The following is a 22,506-nucleotide window of genomic DNA, read 5'->3' on the forward strand; positions in this document are numbered from 1 at the left end:
GGAAAAAGCTAAGACTCTGGTCTTGGCTTTTTTTGTTTGCAAATATATATGTTATACGCTATACTGAAAGAGGAGAAAGCGCTTTCACAACAACAGCGCATATTAGGGGGATTTGAAATATGTCATTATTAGGTGCAATTGAAGCAGGTGGTACAAAGTTTGTCGTTGCAGTAGCGGATGTAGCTGATCCAGAGCAGGTTTTACATCGTGAAAGTTTTCCAACAGAAGATGGGACACGGACACTTGAAAAGGTAATTACTTTCTTTGATCAATTTACTGATATTGCTGCCATCGGGATTGCAGCATTCGGTCCGATTGATGTAAAACCCAACAGTCCGACCTATGGATATGTTTTAGATACTCCCAAGCGTGGTTGGTCAGGATTTGATTTCTTAGGGACAATGAAAGCATGGCGTGACATTCCATACTACTGGACGACTGACGTTAATGGTGCGGGTTGGGCCGAGTACAAGACTGGTGCTGCCAAAGATGTGGAAAACGTGGTCTATTTGACGATTGGAACTGGCGTGGGGGCTGGAATCATCACAAATGGTGAATTGTTGACTGGATATTCTCATCCAGAAGCAGGTCACATTATGATGCAAAAGCACCCTGATGACGTCTATGAAGGATTATGTCCTTTCCATGGCAATCGTTGTTTGGAAGGGTTAACTGCAGGTCCAGCTATCGAAGCGCGTTGGGGGATGTCAGCTAAAGAGATTCCAGATGATCACCCAGCATGGCAAATGGAGGCATTTTATCTCGCACAAGCAGCGATGACGTTTACGGCTACTTTGCGACCAGACATGATTGTTTTCGGCGGTGGTGTCCCACATCGTGAAGTTTTGTTGCCAATGGTTCGTGAATCCTTTGCTGAGCAAATGAATAATTACTTGGCTGTTCCAGACTTAGACACCTATATTCAACCTGTTAAGAATGGGGACAACGCTGGTATTTTAGGTTGTTTCTACCTAGCAAAAACGTTAATTTAAAGCAGTTGATACCCGATTATTTGTCGATTCGCTGGGTGCGAAATGACTAATAATGGGGTATACTTGTTTATTGAAATACTTTAATTGAATTGGAGAATGATACATGACTAAGAAACAAGTTTTTGGACACAAAAATCCAGATACAGATACAGTTGCTTCAGCAATGGCAGCCGCCTACTTGCTAAACCAAGCCTACGGTGAGGAAGCACAAGCGATGGCACAAGGGGAACCCAATGCAGAAACAAAGTTTGCATTGGATCACTTTGGTTTAGACGCATTGCCAATTGCAACTGCTGCGGACACTGATGAAGTCGTTTTGGTTGACCACAACGAAGCTGGACAATCAATTGATAACTTTGCAGATGTTACCGTTGCCGGTGTCTATGACCACCACAAGCTTGATTTTAAGTCAAATGCACCACTTTGGTTTACAAATAAGCCTTTGGGTTCAGTTTCAACCATTTTGTATTACGAATTCCAAAATGAAAACGTTGAGATTCCGACAGCATTGGCCGGGATGATGGCATCAGCAATCATCTCTGATACATTGCTTTTGAAGAGCCCAACAACAACTAAGCAAGACCAACCTGCATTGGAAGCCCTAGCAAAGATTGCTGGCATTGATGACATCAACACCTATGGACTTGAATTGCTTAAGGCTGGAACAGATTTATCATCACGTTCAGCTAAAGATTTGATTGATGGCGATGCTAAGTCATTCGAAATGGGTGGTAACACAATCCGTATTGGACAAGTTAACACTGTGGATGTTGATGATGTGTTTGCACGTCGCGATGAAATTGAAGCTGCAATGAATGAAGAGATTGCACAAGATGGTTATGATACCTTTATCTTGGTTGTCACAAACATTTTAGATTCTGATTCAGATATTCTTGTTTTGGGAGATAACCAAGACAAGGTGGCCAAGGCTTTTGATATCGAATTGAAGGATGGACGTGGTTCATTGCCTGGCGTGGTTTCACGTAAGAAGCAAGTTGTGCCTCCGTTGACAGAAGCATTCTAAAAAAACAAAAAAAGACTACCCAACTGGGTAGTCTTTTTTAGTGGTTAAACAAGAATTGTGAAACTTTGGCAACTGAGTCTTCAGGGCCAACAAAGTAAATCGTATCGCCTTTTTCAAAGGTCATATAGGGGCCAGGTGAAATAATCAGTTTGTCGTCGTGATCAATTCCAACGAGCGTGACGCCAGTTTGATGCCAGAAATTCAAGTCATGGAGTGATAATCCATATTTATCTGAGTCTTCGTTTAGAGGCAGTTCAAACGGTAAGAGCGGTCCTGCTTGCTGATAGTTTTGTGTTTTTTCAAGAAATGTTTTGAGTAGATTAGAAAGTCGATCTAATTCTTGTTGTTGGACTGCGATCGTATCAACCATATCGTTTTTAATCGTTTTCAAATTAGAACTAGCTTGTTCCACTTCAATAAAATCAATTGCTTTTTCTTGCGAGATGATGGTAGCGCCTGTGCCATGTTGCGATTGAACAATACCCATGTCTGCTAGCACGTTAATGGCGCGACGGGCCGTTTCGGCAGAAACGCCGTACTTAGTGGCTAATTTCGAACGGGCATGAATCTTGTCACCAACTTTAATTTGGTTGTGTGCGATGTTTTCAGCGATATCAAGGGCAATTTGCCGGTAACGGGGTTGTTTTGTTGCTGTGGTCATGTTCGAGCTCCCGAGTCATATGAATTCTTCTAATGATTTGATTATATGATTAAAAAATTTAAATGTAAATGGTTAAAAGCCTATTCTGGTGCATAATTGACTTACTGCCAACTCTATGGTTTAATATAAGTTGTCACTACGCCTGTGTCACTTAAAAAAGTGAAGTAGTAGGAGGAAATTATGGCTAAGGTAAAGTTAGAGCACTTGACCAAAATTTTCGGTAAGCATGTTAAACAAGCAACAGAGATGATGCAAGAACATGCACCAAAAACCGATATTTTGGAAAAAACTGGTGCAACGGTTGGTGTTTATGATGCCAACTTAGAAGTTAATGAAGGTGAAATCTTCGTTATCATGGGACTTTCTGGTTCAGGAAAGTCAACTTTGATTCGTTTGCTTAATCGTTTGATTGAACCAACGACTGGTTCAATTTATTTGGACGGTGAAGATATCTCAAAGATGGATAAGAAGCAACTTCGTGATGTTCGTCGTAAGAAGATGAGCATGGTGTTCCAAAATTTTGGTTTGTTCCCGCAACGAACTGTTTTGGAAAACACGGAGTATGGGCTTGAAGTTCAGGGTATGCCTAAGGCGGAGCGTCGTGAAAAAGCTGAAAAGGCTTTGAAGAACGCAAATCTTTTGGCATTTAAGGACCAATATCCAAGTCAGTTGTCTGGTGGAATGCAACAACGTGTTGGTTTGGCACGTGCGTTAGCTAATAATCCTGAAATCTTATTGATGGATGAAGCTTTCTCAGCGTTAGACCCATTGATTCGTCGCGACATGCAAGACGAATTGATTGAATTGCAAGCCAAGCAGGGGCAAACCATTATTTTCATTTCGCACGATCTTAACGAAGCTTTGCGTATCGGTGATCGAATTGCCATTATGAAGGATGGGGAAATTGTACAAATCGGAACGGGTGAGGATATCTTGACGCACCCAGCTAATGATTATGTACGTGCCTTTACTGAAGATATTGATCGTTCTAAGGTTTTGACGGCCGAAAACATCATGGTGCCACCAATTACCACGAACATTGATAATGATGGTCCAAACGTTGCATTGAAGAAGATGCGTGCTGAAGAAGTTAGTGGTTTGGTTGCGGTTGATCGTGATCGTCACGTTAAGGGCTTCTTGACGGCTGAAAATGCTGTTAAGGCGCGTGAAAACGGTTCAGCATTGGATGCAGCACTGACCCAGATGACAACAGTGCATAAAGACACGTTACTTTCAGATGTCGTGTCTGTCATCTATGATTCACCAGCACCATTAGCTGTTGTTGATGACGACAACCGCTTGGTAGGTGTACTTATCCGTGGCCGTGTTCTTGAAGCACTTGCTGATACAACAGACATGGAGGTAGAGTAGAATGTTCGCAGTTGCCAAAATCCCATTAGCTGGATGGGTGCAATCACTTGTTGATTGGATGACTAAAAACTGGGCTGGATTCTTCAATGCAATCCAAACTGGTGGTCAACATGCTATGGATGCGTTAACGAACGTCTTTACTGCGGTGCCACCGCTACTATTGATTGTTGCCTTGACCATCTATGCCATTATTGTAAGTGGTAAGAAGTGGGGATTCCCATTAATTACCTTCCTTGGTTTATTACTTTTGTGGAACCAAGGGTTGTGGAATGATTTGATGCAGACGACCACTTTGGTTCTGGTATCAAGTGTGATTTCAATTTTGATTGGTATTCCGCTTGGAATTTGGATGTCAAAGTCTGATCGTGTTGCTAAGGTTGTACAACCAATTCTTGACTTTATGCAAACAATGCCTGGATTCGTTTACTTGATTCCAGCGGTTGCATTCTTCGGAATTGGTGTTGTGCCTGGTGTCTTTGCATCATTGATTTTCTCATTACCACCAACTGTTCGTTTTACGAACTTGGGAATTCGTCAAGTGCCAAAGGAAATGGAAGAAGCCGCAGATTCATACGGTTCAACACCATGGCAAAAGTTGGTTAAGGTCGAATTACCAATCTCAAAGCCAAGCATCTTGGCTGGTGTGAACCAAACAATTATGTTGGCTTTGTCAATGGTTGTGATTGCTTCAATGGTTGGAGCACCTGGTCTTGGACAAGGTGTCCTATCTGCTTTGCAACACGCCGATGTTGGTAATGGATTTGTTAACGGTCTTGGTTTGGTTATTTTGGCCATCATCATTGATCGCTTTACTGAATATCTTAACGTTGACCCTATCCAAAAACTTGCAAACAAGCCTACGGGTCGTTTCAAGAATTGGAAGAAGTGGGTTGGTTGGATTACCACAATTGCTTTGATTGGTGGAACTGGTTTCGCCGCTGTGCAAGCTCACCAAAAAGAACAAGCAAGTGTTAACATTGTTTATGTTGAATGGGACTCAGAAGTTGCTTCAACAAATGTGTTAGCAGAAGCGATGCGTGATCATGGTTACAATGTTAAGATTACACCTTTGGATAATGCGGTTATGTGGCAATCAGTTGCCCAAGGTCAAGCCGATGCATCAATTTCAGCTTGGTTACCAAATACCCACAAGGCGCAATATGACAAGTATCATAAGCAAATTGATTTCTTGGGAGCTAACTTGAAGGGCGCACGTCTTGGTTTAGTTGTTCCTAAGTATATGACAAATGTTAATAGTATTACTGACCTTGATGGACAAGCCAATAAGACAATTACAGGAATTGAACCAGGTGCCGGTGTTACCGCAGCTGCTGAAAAGACTGTTAAGGATTATACCAACTTAAACGGTTGGAAGGTGCAAACGTCATCAACTGGGGCCATGACAACTGCTTTGCAAAAAGCATACAGTGCTAAGAAGCCAATTATTATTACTGGATGGTCACCACATTGGATGTTCCAAAAGTATGATTTGAAGTACCTAAAGGATCCTAAGGGAACAATGGGTAGTTCAGAAAATATTACCACGATGGCTCGTAAGGGTCTTAAGCAAGATAAGCCTGATGTATACCGTGTTTTGAAGAAGTTCCAATGGGACAAGGATGACATGGAAAAGGTTATGCTTGATATTCAAGCGGGAAAGACGCCGCAACAAGCTGCTGATAAGTGGATTAAAGAAAATCCAAAGAAGGTTGATGCTTGGTTCGCTAAGTAAAACTGACTTAAAAGAACAAGAAAATTATTTCTTGTTCTTTTTTTATTGACTTTAGATTTGAATTAGATTAGAATAAATTAAAATATGATAAACAAAGTGATCGAAAGAGTAGCGATTTAATTTTGTTCAGAGAGATGTTGGCCGGTGTGAAACATTCTAAATTAATGGTGAAAATGGTTCGTGATTGGCATTGATGAGTGGCAAGACTATAAATCAATGACGGAGTCGTCAACGTTAACTGACTAGGTGTATTGATAAGGCCTCATTTCGCTGCGTTAATACATAGTAAGGTCGAGTTAGGTGACTGACTCGATGAAATTTAGAATGGTAACACGGTCTATTAGCCGCTTCTATAATTTATGAGACATAAATTATAGGGGCTTTTTTTTATGGAGGAGTATGATATGAATAAAGGTGTTAAGTGGGTTATTGGTATTGGATTAGTTGCAGTTGTCGCAGGTGGATTTTATGCCATTAAGCAACATGATAAGGTCGAATCAAAAACTGTTACAGTCGGAATTGTTGGTGATTCTGACCGTGAGTTATGGGAATATGTGAAAAAGGATGCCAAAAAGGACTATAATGTCGATGTGAAATTAAAGACATTTACCGACTATGTCCAACCTAATAAGGCCTTGGCGGACGGTGATATTGACTTGAATGCGTTCCAAACGGTGAACTATTTTGAAACACAGAATAAAAACTATAATGGTAAGTTGTTGGATATTGGAAAAACGTATGTGACACCTATTCGACTATACTCAGATAAGTTTAAAAAGCTAGGTGATTTACCTAAGGGTGCGACGATTTCAATCCCAAATGATCCATCGAATGCCCAACGCGCACTTGATTTGTTAGAAAAGGCGGGGTTGTTAAAATATAACCATAGTGTTAAACTTCCAGGTGCGAAGGATGTTACTGATAATCCAAAGAACATTAAGATTAAAGAAGTGCAGTCTGATCAATCTGTCGGCACCCTTAAGAGTGTGGATGCAGCTGTGATTAACACAAACTATGCCCTTGATGCAAAGCTTAACGTTGATAAGGCGCTTTACGTTGAATCCGTTGATCAAGCTCACAAAGGCTACTTTAATTTAATTGCGACACGCAAGGGTTCAGAGAACAAACAAGCATATCAGGATGTTGTGAAGGCTTACCAAACTGAAAAGACAGTTAAGCATATGAAGGATTTGTATGGTAATGCTGAACAACCAGCATGGGGTAAGTACGCAGAGTAATTGGAGGAGAGTGAAATTATGGCAGAAGATACAGCAATTTTTGCAGGTGGATGTTTCTGGTGTATGGTTCGTCCATTTGATACATTACCAGGTATTAAAAAAGTCGTTTCAGGATATACTGGAGGTCATACGGATCATCCAACTTACGAGCAAGTTTGCTCACATACAACGGGGCACACTGAGGCGGTTGAAATCACCTTTGATCCCGATGTCATTTCATACGAAGAGCTTGTTAATATCTATTGGCAAGTTACTGACCCAACTGATGCAGGTGGTCAATTCCAAGATCGTGGAGATTCATATCGTCCCGTGATTTTCGTTAATTCGCCAGAACAACGTAAGATTGCGGAAGCTTCGAAAGCTGAGTTACAAGCATCTGATCGTTTCAATGGTAAGAAAATTGTGACGCAAATGGAGGATGCTAAGCCGTTTTGGCCAGCAGAGGATTATCATCAAGATTTTTACAAGAAAAATCCATTGCGTGATGCCATTCAAGAGGCACCTCGTAAGCGCTTTGAAAAAGAACACTGGTCTGACAAGGTTTAAAGCTGATACAACAACGTTTATTGATGGAATAAGCGTTGTTTTTTTGTACAAAAAAACGTCTATCTAGTTAAGATAGACGAATTATTTTTAATAAGATTGGTTGGCAGCAATGGCGCCAAGAATACCAACAAAAATTAAAGTGACAATAATTGAGGCAATGACAATGATAAACATCCAAAGTCCGGCACGGTTCCAAGTATCTTGGATTTGCTTAAATGTCGCAATATCTTCAGGTGTGTTTTGGAAACCGCTCTTCTTCCAAGCCCAACCATTTCCTAAGGCTCCACAGAAGATGGCCCAGATGAAACCGAAAACAGGGATTGGTAGTAGGACAAGCAAAGGTAAGTATGACTTGTTTCCAAGTCCCCAGAACATGTTGAACATGAAGGCTCCCCAATTCCAACCTTTAACTGCTTCAGGGACTTCGTTAACTGAATTGTTTTCCATAATAATCAATACTCCTAAAATAAAATTGATAAAACTAAAATATAATTTATATATTACTATATCGAAATGAGAAACACCATTATTTTTTTCTGAAATGAATATTTTTGGTATTAGCATGCAGGGGTGCAGGTTGCCAAGATTTTGCATGATTGCAGAATCCGTTGTACAATAGTGGAAACCAATCCGACTGATTGGGAAGGAGTAAGCCCATGCATTTGAGTATTCAAACCGTTTATATCGTTGTCATTGGTGCAAATATGCTTTTTTTAATATTATGCGGACTGGGCATCTATCGTGGTGCGCGCGATCATGACCGTTATTTAGTGATTGTTTACTTACTCCTCACGTTGGGTATTTTAATTGCTGTAAAATTAACTTTACAAGCAACCGGTCTTTTAAACTAGGTTTGAGGCATTTGAGCGGAATAGTAAGCTTTTGAGTTAGAAGTGACGAAGTACAATTGGTCTTAAGCTTGAATGCTAAGAACAAGCAGGCAACTCGTCTTTAAAAGCGACAACTGGATAAGACAGATTAGGTGGAGGAACATTATGACAAATATTGCAATTTTAGCTGCTGCTGGACGAATTGGTAAACTTGTAAGAGCCAATTTAATTAATCAAACTGATGTGAATGTTACGCTTGTAGCGCGTTCAGCTGAACAACGTTTAAAGATTCATGATGACGATCGTGAGACATTTGTTTCGACGGATTTGACTGATACAAAGTTAGTTTCGGATGCACTTAAGGGGCAAGACATTGTTGTTTTAGCTGTAGCACCACATGCTGAATTGGCGGAAGAAATTATTACAGCGATGCACGAAGCTGGCGTATCGCGTTTAATTGTGACTGGCGTTTTAGGTGTAGATGATGAAGTTCCCGGTGCTTTCGGCGAATGGAACGAATCTATGATTGGTGGAGAACTACCAGCTCTGAAAGCCGGATATAAGACTTTGATGAATAGTGATTTAAATGTCACTTATCTACGTATGACGTGGTTGTATGATGATGCAACAGAACTAAGCTATGTGATTACAAAACCTGGTGAACCATTGCCAGGGGTGCAAGTGACACGTGAGGCCGTGAGTGCCTTCATTACTGAGCAAATTGCAGATGGTGCACAAGCATATCAAAATGAATCAATTGGGATTTATGAACCAGGTTCAGAAAAGTTCTCAAAGCCAACATTTTATTAAATCGATTTAGTAGAATCACCTGAACGCATAGGACTGGTGCTTCTACTTTTTTTGTGAGAAAAAAACGACTTATTCTTAAAAAAGCATCATGCAAAAACGTTTTAATAAGCGTAAACTAGCTAATAGTGTTTTTATCATAAATGGGAAGATGAGGGTTATATGCATGACAGAATCTGGACAGACACATTGGTTGAGTTGGGCCAACATTAAGCAAAATGTACATGACATTTTTACGTGGCAGTACTATCGTGAAGGTTTTTCAGGATGGTCAAAGAAGTCGTATATTTGGTTATTAGTTGGTTTGTCGGTAATTATCGGGACAGGCTTTATGCATGGTTTTTCAACCATGACATTAATTTCGGTACTGGGGGGCGCCATCGGTTTCACATGTACTTTAGCAATTACAAATAATAAACGATTGAATGGGGTATTAGGGTTTGTTTCAGCCATTCTAATCTCATATGTAGCTTGGCATGCAAATAATAACGCGGATATTTTTATGCAAGTGGGGTACGTCCTTGCATTAGATATTCCAGTTATTCTATTTGGAAGTGCTTGGAATGCGCGTAAGATCCGCAAGATGGATCGAACTGGCTGGTTAATTTTGTTGGGTACGTTTATCGTGATGTATTCATTCCTATTTTGGATTGATACGCAAGTCTTTATTTCACCACGTCCATTCATTGATGCGTTTTCCGCTGCAATCGGCTTCACCGGTGCGGCACTAATGCTTGGTAAATATTCTTCGCAATATGTGATGTGGTCAATTCAAGGAATTACTTCCGTGTTATTGTGGTTTATCACAGCGCAACAAGGTGACGCAAATTGGGTCTTATTCGCAACTTACTTGTTGTACCTTGGAAATGATGTGCTGGGTCTGTTCTTCAGTCCATGGCGAATGTTTAATAAGTCTAAACAAAGTTCATAAGATTAATCAAAAAGGCAGACCTGAAATGGTCTGCCTTTTGTGTTATCATGCAAGGTAATGGAAAAAGTGAGGAAGAATGATGCGATATCAATATTTAATTTTTGATTTGGATGATACTTTATTAGATTTTAAGGGTGGCGAAATTGCGGGATTAAAAAATGTCTTCGCAAAACAAGGCTTTGACACGGTGCTTCAAGAAAAAGCATTCAGTGAGTATACACGAATTAATCGGGAACTGTGGTCTGCGTTCGAGAAGGGCGAAATTTCCAAACAAACAATTCATCAAACGCGATTCGATAAGCTGCTTGTATCTCTAGGGGTGGCAGGCGATGGTAGTGAATTTGAACGACAATATCGTGAAGAACTTAATCATAATTATCGAATCATAGATGGGTCGGAAGCGTTTTTAGCGCATTTAAAGCAATCAGGGTATCATTTAATCGCCGGGACCAATGGTGAAGCGCAAACCCAACATCTTCGTTTAGCACATACTGGTTTCGACAGCTATTTTGAACAAATTTATATTTCAGATGAAATGGGTGTGGCGAAACCAGATCCAGGGTTTTACACACAAATTTTTAACGAAAATCCTGAAATGACTAAAAACAACACGGTGATGATTGGTGATGGACTGGCATCGGATATCCAAGGTGGGACTAATTTTGGGATCGATACCATTTGGGTCAACTTTACACAAACCCCAGCTCCAGAAACGCCACAGCCAACAGCGACAGTACAGACTTATAAAGAATTAATACAACAGCTATCCTAATAAAAAAAGCTCAAAGTCAATATGACTTTGAGCTTTTTTTTATACCATAATGAAAATTGGTAAAATGAGTGGACGACGTTTTGTCTTATCGTATAAGAAACGTTGCAAGTGAGATACCACGGCATTTCGAATGCTGTGTTCACTGGCATTTGGTTCACGCATTGCCATTAAAATGGTATGGAAAATTTCTTTACGACCTTCATTAATCAAATCTTCTGACTCACGCATGTAGATAAAGCCACGTGATAGAATATCTGGTCCGGCTGTAATTTCTTTATTATTCAAGTCAATTGTTGCAACAACAACAACTAGTCCATCTTCTGAAAGCAGCTTTCGATCGCGCAGAACAGCAGCTCCGACATCACCGATACCATTTCCATCAACATAAGTATCCTCAGCAGGGAAGTGGTCCGCGATACGAGCAGAGTCTTCAGTTAGAGCAAGGACGTCACCATTGTCGAGAATGAAAGTGTTATCTTTAGGAACACCGATATCATGTGCTAAACCTTCATGGACCTTAAGCATACGATATTCACCGTGGACGGGCATGAAGTACTTTGGCTTAATCAATGAAAGCATTAACTTTTGTTCTTCCTGGCCACCGTGACCTGAAGCGTGAATGTTATTGACCTTACCGTGAATAACATTTGCCCCAGCTTCTTCCAATTCATTGATAACACGATCAACTGAGGCTGTGTTTCCAGGAATTGGTGAACTAGAGAAAATGACTGTATCGTTTGGTTGAATCTTAATTTGCTTATGGGTACCATTAGCAATTCGGGCGAGGGCAGCCATCGGTTCACCTTGTGATCCAGTACATAAAATGAGTACTTTTTCAGGTGGCAATTTATTGACTTCGTGCGCATCAATTAACATTTCTTCTGGAATATCGAGATATCCTAGCGCAAGTCCATTAGTTACCGCGCTTTCCATTGAACGTCCGAAAACTGCAATTTTACGTCCGTGTGCTAAGGCAGCTTCTGTTGCCATTTGGACACGAGACATATTTGAAGCGAAAGTTGCAAATATAATGCGACCGTTAATTTCATCGAACAACTTGTCAATTGTCTTTCCAACCCACCGCTCTGATTTTGTAAACTCAGCACGTTCCGCGTTGGTAGAATCAGACATCAATAGTAGGACGCCTTCTGAACCGATACGGGCCATCTTTTGTAGGTTAGGTGGCTGGTTCGTAGTAGGGGTGAAGTCAAACTTAAAGTCACCTGTTTCAACAATTGTACCAACCGGTGTGTGAACAGCAACTCCGTAAGTGTCTGGAATTGAGTGGGTCGTACGGAAGAATTCGACACTCAACTTGTCAAAAGTTAGGACGGTATCTTCATCAATCTCATGCAGTTCAGTTGTTTTTAATTGGTTGTGTTCTTCAAGTTTATTTTTAATTAATGCCATTGCAAGAGGACCAGCGTACACTGGAACATTCACGGCATCTAAGAAGAAATGAATCGCCCCAATGTGATCTTCATGTCCATGGGTAATAACTAAGGCTTTAATCTTATCGCGATTTTCCTGGATATATGTGTAGTCAGGAATAACATAGTCAATTCCTAACAACTCATCTTCAGGAAATTTAACACCGGCATCAATGATAACGATCTCGTCACCATATTGAATGCCGTAAGTGTTCTTTCCGATTTCACCTAAGCCACCCAGAGCATAAACCGCTGCTTCATCAGGGTTAATGTTTAGCTCCATATTGCTCATAAATTAAAACTCCGTCAACTTGAAATCGGGACTTTGTTGCTCGTAAGCAAGTGCCTTTTCTGAAAGTTGTTCAATTTGTTCGACATTGTAATCTGTGTTTTTTTCGACTTCGCGACGCGCAGTTGGTTGGTCAGGAACATCTAGGTAAAGTGAGTGAGTATCCTCACGCTTTGGATTACGTTGCTTTGATTCTTGGTAATATACTTTGAAAATCATAAAAAACTCCTTTAATAAATCTATTTTTCCGTATAGTCTTATTTAATATAATATCAGAATTTGGTTGATAAAACTAGTGTCTCCCAATAGCTTGAATTTTTTAAGGGTTAACGCTGTGAAATTTAACCGTCATTTATGATTTTATGGCATACTTAATAGTGAAGTGATGTGTTCTAAAATTGGTAAATGGCGAAGGGGAAGCTATGAAAATCTTTATTATTGGCGCGACCGTAGTTGTGATTTTAATTCTGTTGACGATTTTTCGACGAACTGGTCGAAAATTAACTGAGCAACAAATCATTGAATCGCAACAGTGTGTTAATGCGGCGATGAATTCAGTTGTCAAACACCTAGATCCAAGTTTGGGCATTATTGAAGACAGTAAACCATTTCGTTCAACATTGGTCGCCAACATATGGGGACACGAAGTCATGGCATTTGAATTTATTTTGCCAGTTGAACGAAAATTAAATGCCGATGTGTTAAGGCGAAAACTCAACAACGGGCTGCAGGCATATGCTACGAGTCATCAATTAGAATCATATGACCAGTCAGAACCAGTCTTTGTGGTGACTGACATCTGGTTTAACCAAGCTGGAACGACATTGCATGTTGATGTTACTCACGTCGTTAATGCAGAAACTGTTGCATATTTGCATGATTTAAGACGCCTCAACCAAACCAATTAATGCTATACTATTTTCATAATAAAATTATGACATGGAGGAGTGAATAACCTATGTATCGAATGGACCAAGTTGTGCGGGATGGTGACCCTGTACTTAGAAAGCAAGCGGCAAAAGTTGATTTTCCACTTTCAAGTGAGGACCAACAAGTGACTAAAGATATGATGGAATATCTGATTATCAGTCAAGATGAAAAGGAAAATGAAAAATATGGACTACGTCCTGGTGTTGGTTTAGCTGCACCACAAGTCGGCGTTTCAAAGCAATATGCCTCAATTTTGATTCGTAACGAAGATGTTGATGGACATGAGGATGATGAGGAAACTTATTTCTTTAAGGGAACGATTTATAATCCTGTCATTACACGCCAATCAGTTAAGCAACAAGCCCTAGCCGGCGGTGAGGGATGTTTATCTGTTGATGAAGATCAAGCTGGCTTTGTTGAGCGAGCTTACCGTATTACTGTGAAGTACCAAGATGAAGCTGGCGAGCAACAGGAGATTAAATTACAGGGATACCCAGCCGACGTATTCCAACATGAAATTGACCACCTACACGGAACGCTTTATTACGACCACATTAATAAGAGTGAACCATGGCTTGAGCATGATGGCACTCGCTACATTTAATTAAGGGAAAAACATGGCTGATAAAAATTTTAATTATCCCTTCTTGGAAGGGTGGTCCACTGACGATATTGTTAAAGCGAGTCGTTTATATGATGCTGTTGCAAACGCCTATGAAGTTGGCGTTGAACGTGATGAATTATTAGCTGCATATCGAGACTTCAAGACCGTGGTACCAAGTAAATCAGAAGAAAAACAATTAGATCGTGAGTTTTCACAAGCAAGCGACTATTCCATTTACCGGGTGATGCAAGCGGCGCGTAGTACAGAACGTCCGCGCTTAAAAATGGATGTTTAGAGAGGACCGCTAATGTCACTCACACCAAAACAGTTGGATGCGTGCGTATTAGTCTGGCTGGATGAAGCACGTGAACAAATTCTCAACGCCATGCAAATTCCATTGCAGGTGAGCGAAAAGACGAATGCACGGGATTTGGTGACCAATGTTGATCGGTCAATCGAACAGTTTTACGTCCAAAAGATTCAACATTTAATGCCGAACGCACACATTATTAGCGAAGAGGGTTATGGTGATCATGTCGAGTCCATGGATGGTGATGTATGGTTTATTGATCCAATTGATGGGACGTTAAACTTCGTCGAACAACGGGCAGAATTTGCGACGATGTTGGCGCTATATCACGATGGAGAACCGGTGTGTGCTTGGATTATGGATGTTATCCAGAACGAGGTTATTCATGGTGGGCCAACCCTGGGAGTGTTTGAAAATGAGCAACAACTTTCAAAGTTTGAAAATAGGGGGTTGGCAGCTGGGCTTATAGTTGTTTCAGGGGCACGACTTTTGAGTAATCAAATGTGTCTACCAGAAATTGCGCAGACAGCGTTAGGTTTTCGTGTTTATGGTTCAGCTGGGATTTCATATATGCACGTTCTACAAGGGCGCGCTATCGGTTATATCAGTAAAATGAAACCTTGGGATTATGCGCCAGGGGTTGCCTTAGCTAAAACGTTGGGATTGTCGACAAGTAATATTGACGGCAACGCGCTGGATATGTTAATATCAAATTCAGTAGTAGTTTCAACTCCCAGTGCTCATGAGGAAATCATGAGAATTGAGAAACAAACAAACGGTGTCTAATCAGGCACAGATATTCATTTATGAATATCGTCCGGTTAAATGATGAGAATGATTTAATCGTGAAATGATGGATAACATTTAAGGAGAATAGAATTTTGGCAAAACGTGAAAACTTACGTAATATTGCAATCATTGCCCACGTTGACCATGGTAAGACAACTTTGGTGAACGAGCTTTTGAAGCAATCAGATACACTTGATGCACGCACTGAACTTGGTGATCGTGCAATGGATACCAACGATATTGAAAAGGAACGTGGAATCACAATCCTTTCAAAGAATACGGCCGTTGAAATTGGTGATAAGAAGATTAACATCTTGGACACACCAGGACACGCGGACTTCGGTGGTGAAGTTGAACGTATCATGGGGATGGTTGATGGTGTGCTTTTGGTTGTTGATGCCTTTGAAGGTACAATGCCACAAACACGTTTTGTGTTGAAGAAGGCCTTTGAACAAAAGTTGACACCAATCGTGGTTGTTAACAAGGTTGACCGTCCAGGTGCTCGTCCGACAGAAGTTGTTGACGAAGTGCTTGACCTATTTATCGAATTAGGTGCTGATGAAGACCAATTGGACTTCCCAGTTGTTTATGCCTCAGCTATGAACGGAACTTCTTCTTCAGATCCTGATTTATCAACACAAGAGCACACAATGGATCCTATCTTTAAGGATATCTTTGAATACATTCCAGCTCCTGAAGATACTTCAGACCAACCATTGCAATTCCAAGTTGCTTTGTTGGACTATAACGACTTCTTAGGTCGTATTGGTATCGGACGCGTCTTCAATGGTAAGATTGCCCTTGGGGACAACGTTACTGTTATGAAGCTTGATGGTACAAAGAGTAACTTCCGTGTTACAAAGTTGTTTGGTTACATGGGATTGGATCGTATCGAAATCGATTCTGCCAAGGCTGGTGATTTGATTGCCATTTCAGGTATGGAAGAAATTTCTGTTGGTGAAACAGTTGTTAGTCCAGACAGTCCTGAAGCTTTGCCAGTTCTTCGTATCGACGAACCAACTTTGCAAATGACATTCCGTATTAACAACTCTCCATTTGCTGGTCGCGAAGGTAAGTTTGTTACGGCTCGTCAAATCGAAGACCGTCTACGTCGCGAATTGCATACTGACGTTTCATTGCGTATTGAAGATACAGATGAAGCTGGTGCATGGTTAGTTTCTGGTCGTGGTGAATTGCACCTTTCAATCTTGATTGAAACAATGCGTCGTGAAGGTTACGAACTTCAAGTTTCACGTCCTGAAGTTATCTTCAAGAACATTGATGGTGTTGATTCAGAACCTTATGAAACTGTTCAAATTGACACACCTGACGAATACTCAGGTTCTGTTATCGAATCATTGTCAAACCGTAAGGGTGACATGATCAACATGGAACCTACTGGTACTGGTACCACTCGTTTGGAATTCTCTGTTCCTTCACGTGGTTTGATTGGTTACTCAACTGAATTTATGTCATTGACACGTGGATATGGTATCTATAACCACACATTCTCTGAATACCAACCAATCGTTAAGAACTGGAACCCAGGACGTCGTAACGGAACACTTGTTTCAATCAACCAAGGCCCAACAACTGCATATGCGATTATGGGTGTTGAAGATCGTGGAACAATGTTCGTACATCCTGGTGATGAAGTTTATGAAGGTATGGTTGTGGGAATGAACTCTCGTGATAACGATATCTCTGTTAACGTTACTAAGGCAAAGAACCAAACTAACGTGCGTTCTTCTAACAAGGATCAAACTGCTTCAATCAAGACGCCACGTGATATGACGCTTGAAGAATCACTTGAATTCTTGGCTGAAGACGAATTGGCCGAAGTTACACCAGAACACGTTCGTATTCGTAAGCAAATCTTGAATACAGCAGAACGTGAAAAGGCTGCTAAGCGTCGTAAGACAGCACAACAAGGTTAATTTAAAGTCATTAAAAGTAAAGTATTTACTCAATTTTGAGTAAATGCTTTTTTTTATTTGAAAATTTATGCGAATGCATGAAGCAGACCAGTTGTCGATTATGAAGTATGATAAAATAAGAGTTACGATTAAATATAAAGGAGTGATGCTTTATGCAAGTTAATGATTCAAAGCGTCAGCCAAAACAAATGAATGGATTTCAAGCTTTTTTTCAAGCTATGAGAATTAAATTTAAATACTTAGATCCTTGGATTTTTTGTTCCATTGTTGGGCTAATGATTTTTGGAACTGCGATGGTTTTTACATCAAGTACTAACATGGCGACTGGCTCAGCCACAAGCTTCTTTGTTAAACAAAGTATCTTTGCAATTCTATCAATTGTTATTTTGTTATTTCTTTTTGCAATTGGGATTCCTTGGCAAAAAAGAAGTTATCGACGGGCAGTTAAATATGTGATGATTGGATTAGTTGTTATACTAGCATATACCCGTTTCTTTGGTCCGGTAACGAGTGGTGCTCGTGGCTGGTTATACTTTTTTGGCTTTGGATTTCAGCCAGTTGAATATTTTAAAATTGCGATGATTTTATGGCTAGCCATGAAATTTAGTGACGTTTTAAAATATAAGGCCAGACCAGGACGTCAATTAACACCGATGTTATTAAATTGGCACATTACGTTATTACCAGTCATTGGGATGTTACTAGATTTGACAATGCCCGATGTTGGTGGATTTGGAATTCTTTTAGCAATTGCCGGAGTCATGTTTTTGGCAGCAGGTGTTCCTGCGGTTTGGCTCTGCATAGTTGTTGTGTTAATTATCACAGTTCTTGTGATTATGCCTATTCTAATTCCTTATCTGCAACATCTGAACTTCATGCCATATCAGTTACAACGGTTTGAAGCTTTTGTGAATCCATGGAGTGCCGGAGATAGTGGACACCAACTCATTAACTCATATTATGCAATCAGTAATGGCGGAATATTTGGTCGAGGCTTAGGAAATAGTATTCAAAAGCTTGGCTTTTTACCAGAGCCAAATACCGACTTCATCATGGCTGTTGTGGGCGAAGAGTTGGGGGCTATTTCAATTATCCTCGTTTTGATTGTCATTGGTATCATGGTGTGGCGGATTGTCATGTATGGTACGCGCACGCGAAACATGGAGTTCCGTTTAATCTTATATGGAGCTGCGATGTTCATTATGGTTCAAGTGCTAATTAACTTAGGTGGTGTAACAGGATTGCTACCAATTACAGGTGTGACTTTCCCTTGGATTTCATATGGTGGATCATCACTATTGGCTTGGGGAATTATGATGGGATTTGTTTTGAATATTATTGGTCGGTTACGTTTAGAAGCCGATCGCGAAAGGTAGGATGTGCAATGAGTTTTGAACCAACAAAACGCCGAGCATTGATTGTTTATTTAAAGAATATGCGTCAGGCTCGTCAATTACGTCGATTCGGCATTGTTAATTATATTTCAAATAAAATGAAGTTTGCTTCAGTTTATGTTGATGAGGTTGATGTAGAGACCAAGAAGAAGTTGATTGAACGTTTAGGGTTTGTTGATCATGTTGAACTTTCACATTGGCCAGAAATTGATACAACAGTGGGCGGACAACAAAGCATGGATGAAATTGACTTTGCCGTCGATAGCGATGATGTTTTCGATGATGTGGCGCAAGAAGAGGAATTATAATGCGAATTGTAAGTGGAAAATATGGTGGACGTCCGCTAAAAGCTGTCCCAGGTGACGCAACTCGTCCAACCACAGATAAAGTAAAAGAAGCGATATTTAATATGATTGGTCCATATTTTGATGGTGGACGTTCCCTCGACTTATATGCGGGATCAGGCGGACTATCGATTGAAGGCGTGTCACGAGGAATAGACGAGGCCGTTTTGGTTGATCGTCAATATGCAGCGATTAAAACAATCAATGCTAACATTGCAGTGACCAAAGAACCTGAACATTTTCAGGTCATGAAAACATCAGCTGAAAATGCGATTTCGCGTTTACAAGGAAGTGCGCCTTTTGATGTATTCTATTTTGATCCGCCATATGCAAAACAAACCATCGTGAATGATGTTGCGCAATTGATTGAACACGGATTAGTTGCTGAAAATGCTGTGTTAGTTGCCGAAACAGACCAAAATGCTGATTTACCAGAAGCTATTTCAGGCTTTAAGCAGGTAAAAGAACGTGATTACGGAATTACGGTGATTACGATTTATGAATACGAAGGTTAAGTCATGACAAAAGCACTATTTCCAGGAAGTTTCGACCCTATTACGAATGGGCATGTTGATATTATTGAACGTGCTGGTAATTTATTTGATGAAATTATTATCGGGGTAGCAAATAACACGAGTAAAACGGGTATGTTTACGTTGGCAGAACGTGAGGCACTCGTTCAAGCAAGTATCGCTTCGCAATCCAATGTGTCCGTCGTCGCTATAACTGGTTTAACAGCAGACTATGCGCAGGCGCATGAAGTTGACACGATTATCCGTGGGCTCCGGAATGCACAAGATTACAGTTATGAAGAACCAATTGCACAAATGAATGAAACCTTGAGCGGTGTGGAAACCATTTTTATGCCTGCCAAACCACAAAACATGATGCTTTCCAGCTCGATGATTAAAGAAGTGGCAAAAGCTGGAGGAGACATTTCTAACTTTGTGCCAACTCCTGTAGCTGAAGCAATGCAACAGAAATTGAGGAGGTAGCTGATAATGTGGGAAAAATTTAAAGTAGCTTTTAAAAAGCATCGCACCGCAATCCTTTCGACCGTGGCTGTGTTATTTGTTATCGGTCTAGTTGTACCTTTACCACTGTATGCAGAAAAGCCCGGTTCCGCTGAAAATTTAGCTAATTACATTAAGGTGAATAAAAAAGCGCCAAAACTGAATGGTGAGTTCATGTTAACGTCTGTCGCTTTGGTGCCATTAAATGCCATTACGCTAATGATGAATGTTGTTGACCCCGCTGCTGATATTCAAACCAAGGCAGAGGCACTTGGTGGCAATCAGAATATGGCTGATGATCAAAAGGTCAATCAAATCTATATGAAGACGTCTGTTAACGAGGCCAAAGCGAATGCTTACAAAGCAGCCAAAGTTCCCTATCAACGCCAGTTTAATGGTATTTATGTGATGGGGATTCAACCTGATTCTAACTTTAAAAAGAAGTTGGCGGTTGGAGATACGATTGATTCAATTGATCATCAAAAATACGATAGTGCAAAGGCCTTTCAAAAAACAATCCGTAGCCGTAAAGTTGGTTCAAACTTAACGGTAGGGTACCAACGAGATAAAAAACATTATGAAGCAACTGGTAAAACGGTACCATTAGCAGGAACGAAAGATTTATCGGGGATTGGCATCATGCTAACTGATGATGTCGACGTTAAATCGAAACTTCCGATTACTGCTGATTTAGGTGACTTAGGCGGACCATCAGGTGGATTGATGTTTTCACTTGAAATGTATGATGCCATGTCGCCTGTTGATTTAGCTCGTGGTCGTAAGATTGCTGGGACCGGAACGATTGATAAAGATGGTCATGTCGGTGAAATAGGTGGTATCGATAAGAAGGTAATTGCTGCTAACCGTGCTGGCGTAAAAATTTTCTTGGCACCTTATATCAAACCAAACGATTTAACCAAGAAATATGAAGAAAAAGGGCTAACTAATTACCAATTAGCTAAAAAGACGGCTAAAAAATATGCGCCAGATATGAAAGTAATTCCAATTGAAACTTTTGATCAGGCTGTAACTGAGCTTTCAAAATAAAGTTTGACGAAATGGTAAGAATTTGATATTGTTAATCAAGTTATTTCGTACAGATAGTGTGTCTGAGACACACCGATAAGAGAGGCGAAATACCACATCAATTTGTGGTATTTCGTCTTTTATTATGTCGAAAATTTTAAAGGAGTAGTTAGATGAAAACTAAAGAATGGCATGTTTTGGCTGCTGTGATTGCAGCCGGTTTAATGAGTTTTAGTGGGGTCTTAATTGAGACATCGATGAATGTTACATTCCCACACTTAATGCAAGAGTTTAATACCAATGCGAGTGGTATCCAGTGGGTTACAACAGGATACCTGCTTGCGATTGCTGTTGTCGTACCGGTTACCGCATTTTTATTGAAGAACTATTCTGTTAAAAAATTGTTTATTCTGGCTAATTTATTGTTTTTAGCAGGAGTTATGCTTGATTCTTGGGCACCAACGTTAACCATTTTATTAACGGGACGTATTTTCCAAGGGATTGGAACCGGTATTGCGCTTCCGCTAATGTTTCATATTATTTTGACGAAATCGCCTATGAATAAACGTGGTGTGATGATGGGGATTGGAACAATGACGACTTCAATTGCACCTGCGATTGGGCCGACATACGGTGGAATCTTGTTAAGTAGTCTCGGGTGGCGTAGTATCTTCTGGTTCTTGATTCCACTGATTTTACTTGCATTGGTCATGGGATTAATGAGTATTCCAGATGAGCATGTTACTCGCACAGAGCGATTCAGCTGGGGAGCCTTCTTGACCTTGACCGTCGGATTAAGCACGTTGTTGATTGCGGTTGAACAACTATCATGGCAATACTTTGGATTAAGTCTGATCTTTTTGGTTGGCTTCTACTACTGTAATAAACGTCGACAAATGCTCAATTTAGCAGTCTTTAAGAACAAAACTTTTGATGGGCTCACATACAGTTTCTTAGTTTATCAGGCGATGTTATTGGGATTATCGTTTGTGTTACCAAACTACTTACAATTAGGGTTACATGTTACATCAACTCAAGCGGGTTTGTTCATGTTCCCTGGAGCAGTGCTTGGAGCTGTGTTAGCACCAATTTCAGGACGACTTCTTGATAAGATTGGTGCTGTTAAGCCAATTTTGGGTGGTATCACACTATCTGCAACTGGGTTAGTTTTGATGAGTGTCTTTTTCCCCGTGATGAGTTTTTGGACGCTCTTATTGGCGCACATGTTACTCATGACAGGAACAGGGTTAGCGTATAGTAATATCATGACTGTGACTTTGGGTACATTGCCTCCTGAACAAAGCGCCGATGGAAATAGTATTTTGAATACCATGCAACAATTTGTTGGAGCAAGTGCAACGGCCATTGTTGCCCAAATCTTTTCAAGAACCGTCACAACGCATTCAAATGGGACAGGAACCATGCTGGGTTCACAATATGGGGTGTGGTTGTTAACAGCTTTGATGCTTGGCTCAGTTGTATGCTTTTGGTTTGTCAAAAGACAGTTGCAGACCAAAGCGTAGTCAAGTTGCATTC

General features: G+C 40.5%; 25 protein-coding genes and 1 other annotated feature. Of the genes, 21 read left to right on the forward strand and 4 right to left on the reverse strand.

The annotated features are described in order from the left end of the window. Positions 1-119: 119 nt before the first annotated feature. Positions 120-992 (forward strand): ROK family protein, encoded by an 873-nt coding sequence (locus IE337_RS03715; protein ID WP_057743351.1) that lies wholly within the window; start codon positions 120-122, stop codon positions 990-992. Between the two features lie 103 nt (positions 993-1,095). Continuing rightward, positions 1,096-2,016, forward strand: coding sequence for a manganese-dependent inorganic pyrophosphatase (locus tag IE337_RS03720; RefSeq protein ID WP_191136809.1), 921 nt, complete (start codon positions 1,096-1,098; stop codon positions 2,014-2,016). A gap of 37 nt (positions 2,017-2,053) precedes the next feature. Here the strand turns inward: IE337_RS03720 and IE337_RS03725 are convergent, their stop codons facing one another. Continuing rightward, the gene (locus tag IE337_RS03725; RefSeq protein ID WP_191136810.1) at positions 2,054-2,677 is read right to left on the reverse strand and encodes a GntR family transcriptional regulator; all 624 of its coding nucleotides are present in this window, start codon (positions 2,675-2,677) and stop codon (positions 2,054-2,056) included. Positions 2,678-2,857: 180 nt separating this feature from the next. Between IE337_RS03725 and IE337_RS03730 the strand changes: the two genes are divergently transcribed. The 4 genes from IE337_RS03730 (at position 2,858) to msrA (ending at position 7,564) form a co-directional block, all read left to right on the forward strand. Continuing rightward, on the forward strand, positions 2,858-4,048 hold the full coding sequence (locus tag IE337_RS03730; protein WP_191136811.1) for a quaternary amine ABC transporter ATP-binding protein: 1,191 nt from the start codon (positions 2,858-2,860) through the stop codon (positions 4,046-4,048). Between the two features lies 1 nt (position 4,049). Further along, complete coding sequence (locus IE337_RS03735) at positions 4,050-5,780, forward strand: ABC transporter permease/substrate binding protein (protein ID WP_057743363.1); 1,731 nt, start codon at positions 4,050-4,052, stop codon at positions 5,778-5,780. 87 nt (positions 5,781-5,867) lie between these two features. Then, positions 5,868-6,135: a binding site (T-box leader), on the forward strand. A gap of 49 nt (positions 6,136-6,184) precedes the next feature. Next, entirely contained in the window at positions 6,185-7,018 is an 834-nt protein-coding gene (locus IE337_RS03740) for a MetQ/NlpA family ABC transporter substrate-binding protein (RefSeq protein WP_191136812.1), read from the forward strand. A gap of 18 nt (positions 7,019-7,036) precedes the next feature. Next, positions 7,037-7,564 carry a peptide-methionine (S)-S-oxide reductase MsrA gene (msrA, locus tag IE337_RS03745; protein WP_191136813.1) on the forward strand — a complete coding sequence of 176 codons (528 nt, stop codon included), beginning with the start codon at positions 7,037-7,039 and terminating at the stop codon, positions 7,562-7,564. A gap of 87 nt (positions 7,565-7,651) precedes the next feature. Here the strand turns inward: msrA and IE337_RS03750 are convergent, their stop codons facing one another. Next, entirely contained in the window at positions 7,652-8,011 is a 360-nt protein-coding gene (locus IE337_RS03750; RefSeq protein WP_191136814.1) for a ribonuclease G, read from the reverse strand. 209 nt (positions 8,012-8,220) lie between these two features. Between IE337_RS03750 and IE337_RS03755 the strand changes: the two genes are divergently transcribed. The 4 genes from IE337_RS03755 to IE337_RS03770 all read left to right on the forward strand — a co-directional run bounded on the left by IE337_RS03755 (position 8,221) and on the right by IE337_RS03770 (position 10,904). Continuing rightward, complete coding sequence (locus IE337_RS03755; RefSeq protein ID WP_057743373.1) at positions 8,221-8,415, forward strand: hypothetical protein; 195 nt, start codon at positions 8,221-8,223, stop codon at positions 8,413-8,415. A 144-nt stretch (positions 8,416-8,559) separates the two neighbouring features. After that, entirely contained in the window at positions 8,560-9,204 is a 645-nt protein-coding gene (locus IE337_RS03760) for an NAD(P)H-binding protein (RefSeq protein ID WP_191136815.1), read from the forward strand. Between the two features lie 163 nt (positions 9,205-9,367). Beyond that, complete coding sequence (pnuC, locus tag IE337_RS03765; protein WP_057743378.1) at positions 9,368-10,132, forward strand: nicotinamide riboside transporter PnuC; 765 nt, start codon at positions 9,368-9,370, stop codon at positions 10,130-10,132. 76 nt (positions 10,133-10,208) lie between these two features. Beyond that, positions 10,209-10,904: a YjjG family noncanonical pyrimidine nucleotidase gene (locus IE337_RS03770; RefSeq protein ID WP_191136816.1), complete on the forward strand. Its 696-nt coding sequence runs from the start codon at positions 10,209-10,211 to the stop codon at positions 10,902-10,904. Positions 10,905-10,943: 39 nt separating this feature from the next. Here the strand turns inward: IE337_RS03770 and rnjA are convergent, their stop codons facing one another. Continuing rightward, positions 10,944-12,626 (reverse strand): ribonuclease J1, encoded by a 1,683-nt coding sequence (gene rnjA / locus IE337_RS03775; RefSeq protein WP_181405886.1) that lies wholly within the window; start codon positions 12,624-12,626, stop codon positions 10,944-10,946. A gap of 3 nt (positions 12,627-12,629) precedes the next feature. Next, entirely contained in the window at positions 12,630-12,842 is a 213-nt protein-coding gene (locus tag IE337_RS03780; RefSeq protein WP_057743385.1) for a DNA-directed RNA polymerase subunit epsilon, read from the reverse strand. 203 nt (positions 12,843-13,045) lie between these two features. On the opposite strand from IE337_RS03780, the gene IE337_RS03785 reads away from it, so the two are divergent. The 11 genes from IE337_RS03785 to IE337_RS03835 all read left to right on the forward strand — a co-directional run bounded on the left by IE337_RS03785 (position 13,046) and on the right by IE337_RS03835 (position 22,493). Then, complete coding sequence (locus tag IE337_RS03785; RefSeq protein WP_057743388.1) at positions 13,046-13,531, forward strand: hypothetical protein; 486 nt, start codon at positions 13,046-13,048, stop codon at positions 13,529-13,531. Between the two features lie 50 nt (positions 13,532-13,581). Continuing rightward, complete coding sequence (def, locus tag IE337_RS03790; protein WP_191136817.1) at positions 13,582-14,157, forward strand: peptide deformylase; 576 nt, start codon at positions 13,582-13,584, stop codon at positions 14,155-14,157. Positions 14,158-14,170: 13 nt separating this feature from the next. Continuing rightward, entirely contained in the window at positions 14,171-14,452 is a 282-nt protein-coding gene (locus IE337_RS03795) for a UPF0223 family protein (protein ID WP_072152968.1), read from the forward strand. Positions 14,453-14,464: 12 nt separating this feature from the next. After that, positions 14,465-15,253, forward strand: a complete 789-nt coding sequence (locus tag IE337_RS03800) for an inositol monophosphatase family protein (RefSeq protein ID WP_191136818.1) — start codon at positions 14,465-14,467, stop codon at positions 15,251-15,253. A 95-nt stretch (positions 15,254-15,348) separates the two neighbouring features. Further along, complete coding sequence (gene typA / locus IE337_RS03805; protein ID WP_057743401.1) at positions 15,349-17,193, forward strand: translational GTPase TypA; 1,845 nt, start codon at positions 15,349-15,351, stop codon at positions 17,191-17,193. Between the two features lie 152 nt (positions 17,194-17,345). Then, on the forward strand, positions 17,346-18,569 hold the full coding sequence (locus IE337_RS03810) for an FtsW/RodA/SpoVE family cell cycle protein (RefSeq protein WP_191136819.1): 1,224 nt from the start codon (positions 17,346-17,348) through the stop codon (positions 18,567-18,569). Between the two features lie 8 nt (positions 18,570-18,577). Further along, positions 18,578-18,895 carry a YlbG family protein gene (locus tag IE337_RS03815; protein WP_191136820.1) on the forward strand — a complete coding sequence of 106 codons (318 nt, stop codon included), beginning with the start codon at positions 18,578-18,580 and terminating at the stop codon, positions 18,893-18,895. Then, positions 18,895-19,446, forward strand: coding sequence for a 16S rRNA (guanine(966)-N(2))-methyltransferase RsmD (gene rsmD / locus IE337_RS03820; protein WP_191136821.1), 552 nt, complete (start codon positions 18,895-18,897; stop codon positions 19,444-19,446). The genes IE337_RS03815 and rsmD overlap by 1 nt, the downstream gene beginning before the upstream one ends. Positions 19,447-19,449: 3 nt before the next feature. Further along, the gene (coaD, locus tag IE337_RS03825; protein ID WP_191136822.1) at positions 19,450-19,926 is read left to right on the forward strand and encodes a pantetheine-phosphate adenylyltransferase; all 477 of its coding nucleotides are present in this window, start codon (positions 19,450-19,452) and stop codon (positions 19,924-19,926) included. Positions 19,927-19,932: 6 nt separating this feature from the next. Beyond that, entirely contained in the window at positions 19,933-20,991 is a 1,059-nt protein-coding gene (locus IE337_RS03830; protein WP_191136823.1) for a SepM family pheromone-processing serine protease, read from the forward strand. A 152-nt stretch (positions 20,992-21,143) separates the two neighbouring features. Next, the gene (locus IE337_RS03835) at positions 21,144-22,493 is read left to right on the forward strand and encodes an MDR family MFS transporter (protein WP_191136824.1); all 1,350 of its coding nucleotides are present in this window, start codon (positions 21,144-21,146) and stop codon (positions 22,491-22,493) included. Positions 22,494-22,506: the final 13 nt, after the last annotated feature.

It is taken from the genome of Weissella viridescens, assembly GCF_014789145.1.
Lineage (GTDB): Bacteria > Bacillota > Bacilli > Lactobacillales > Lactobacillaceae > Weissella > Weissella viridescens.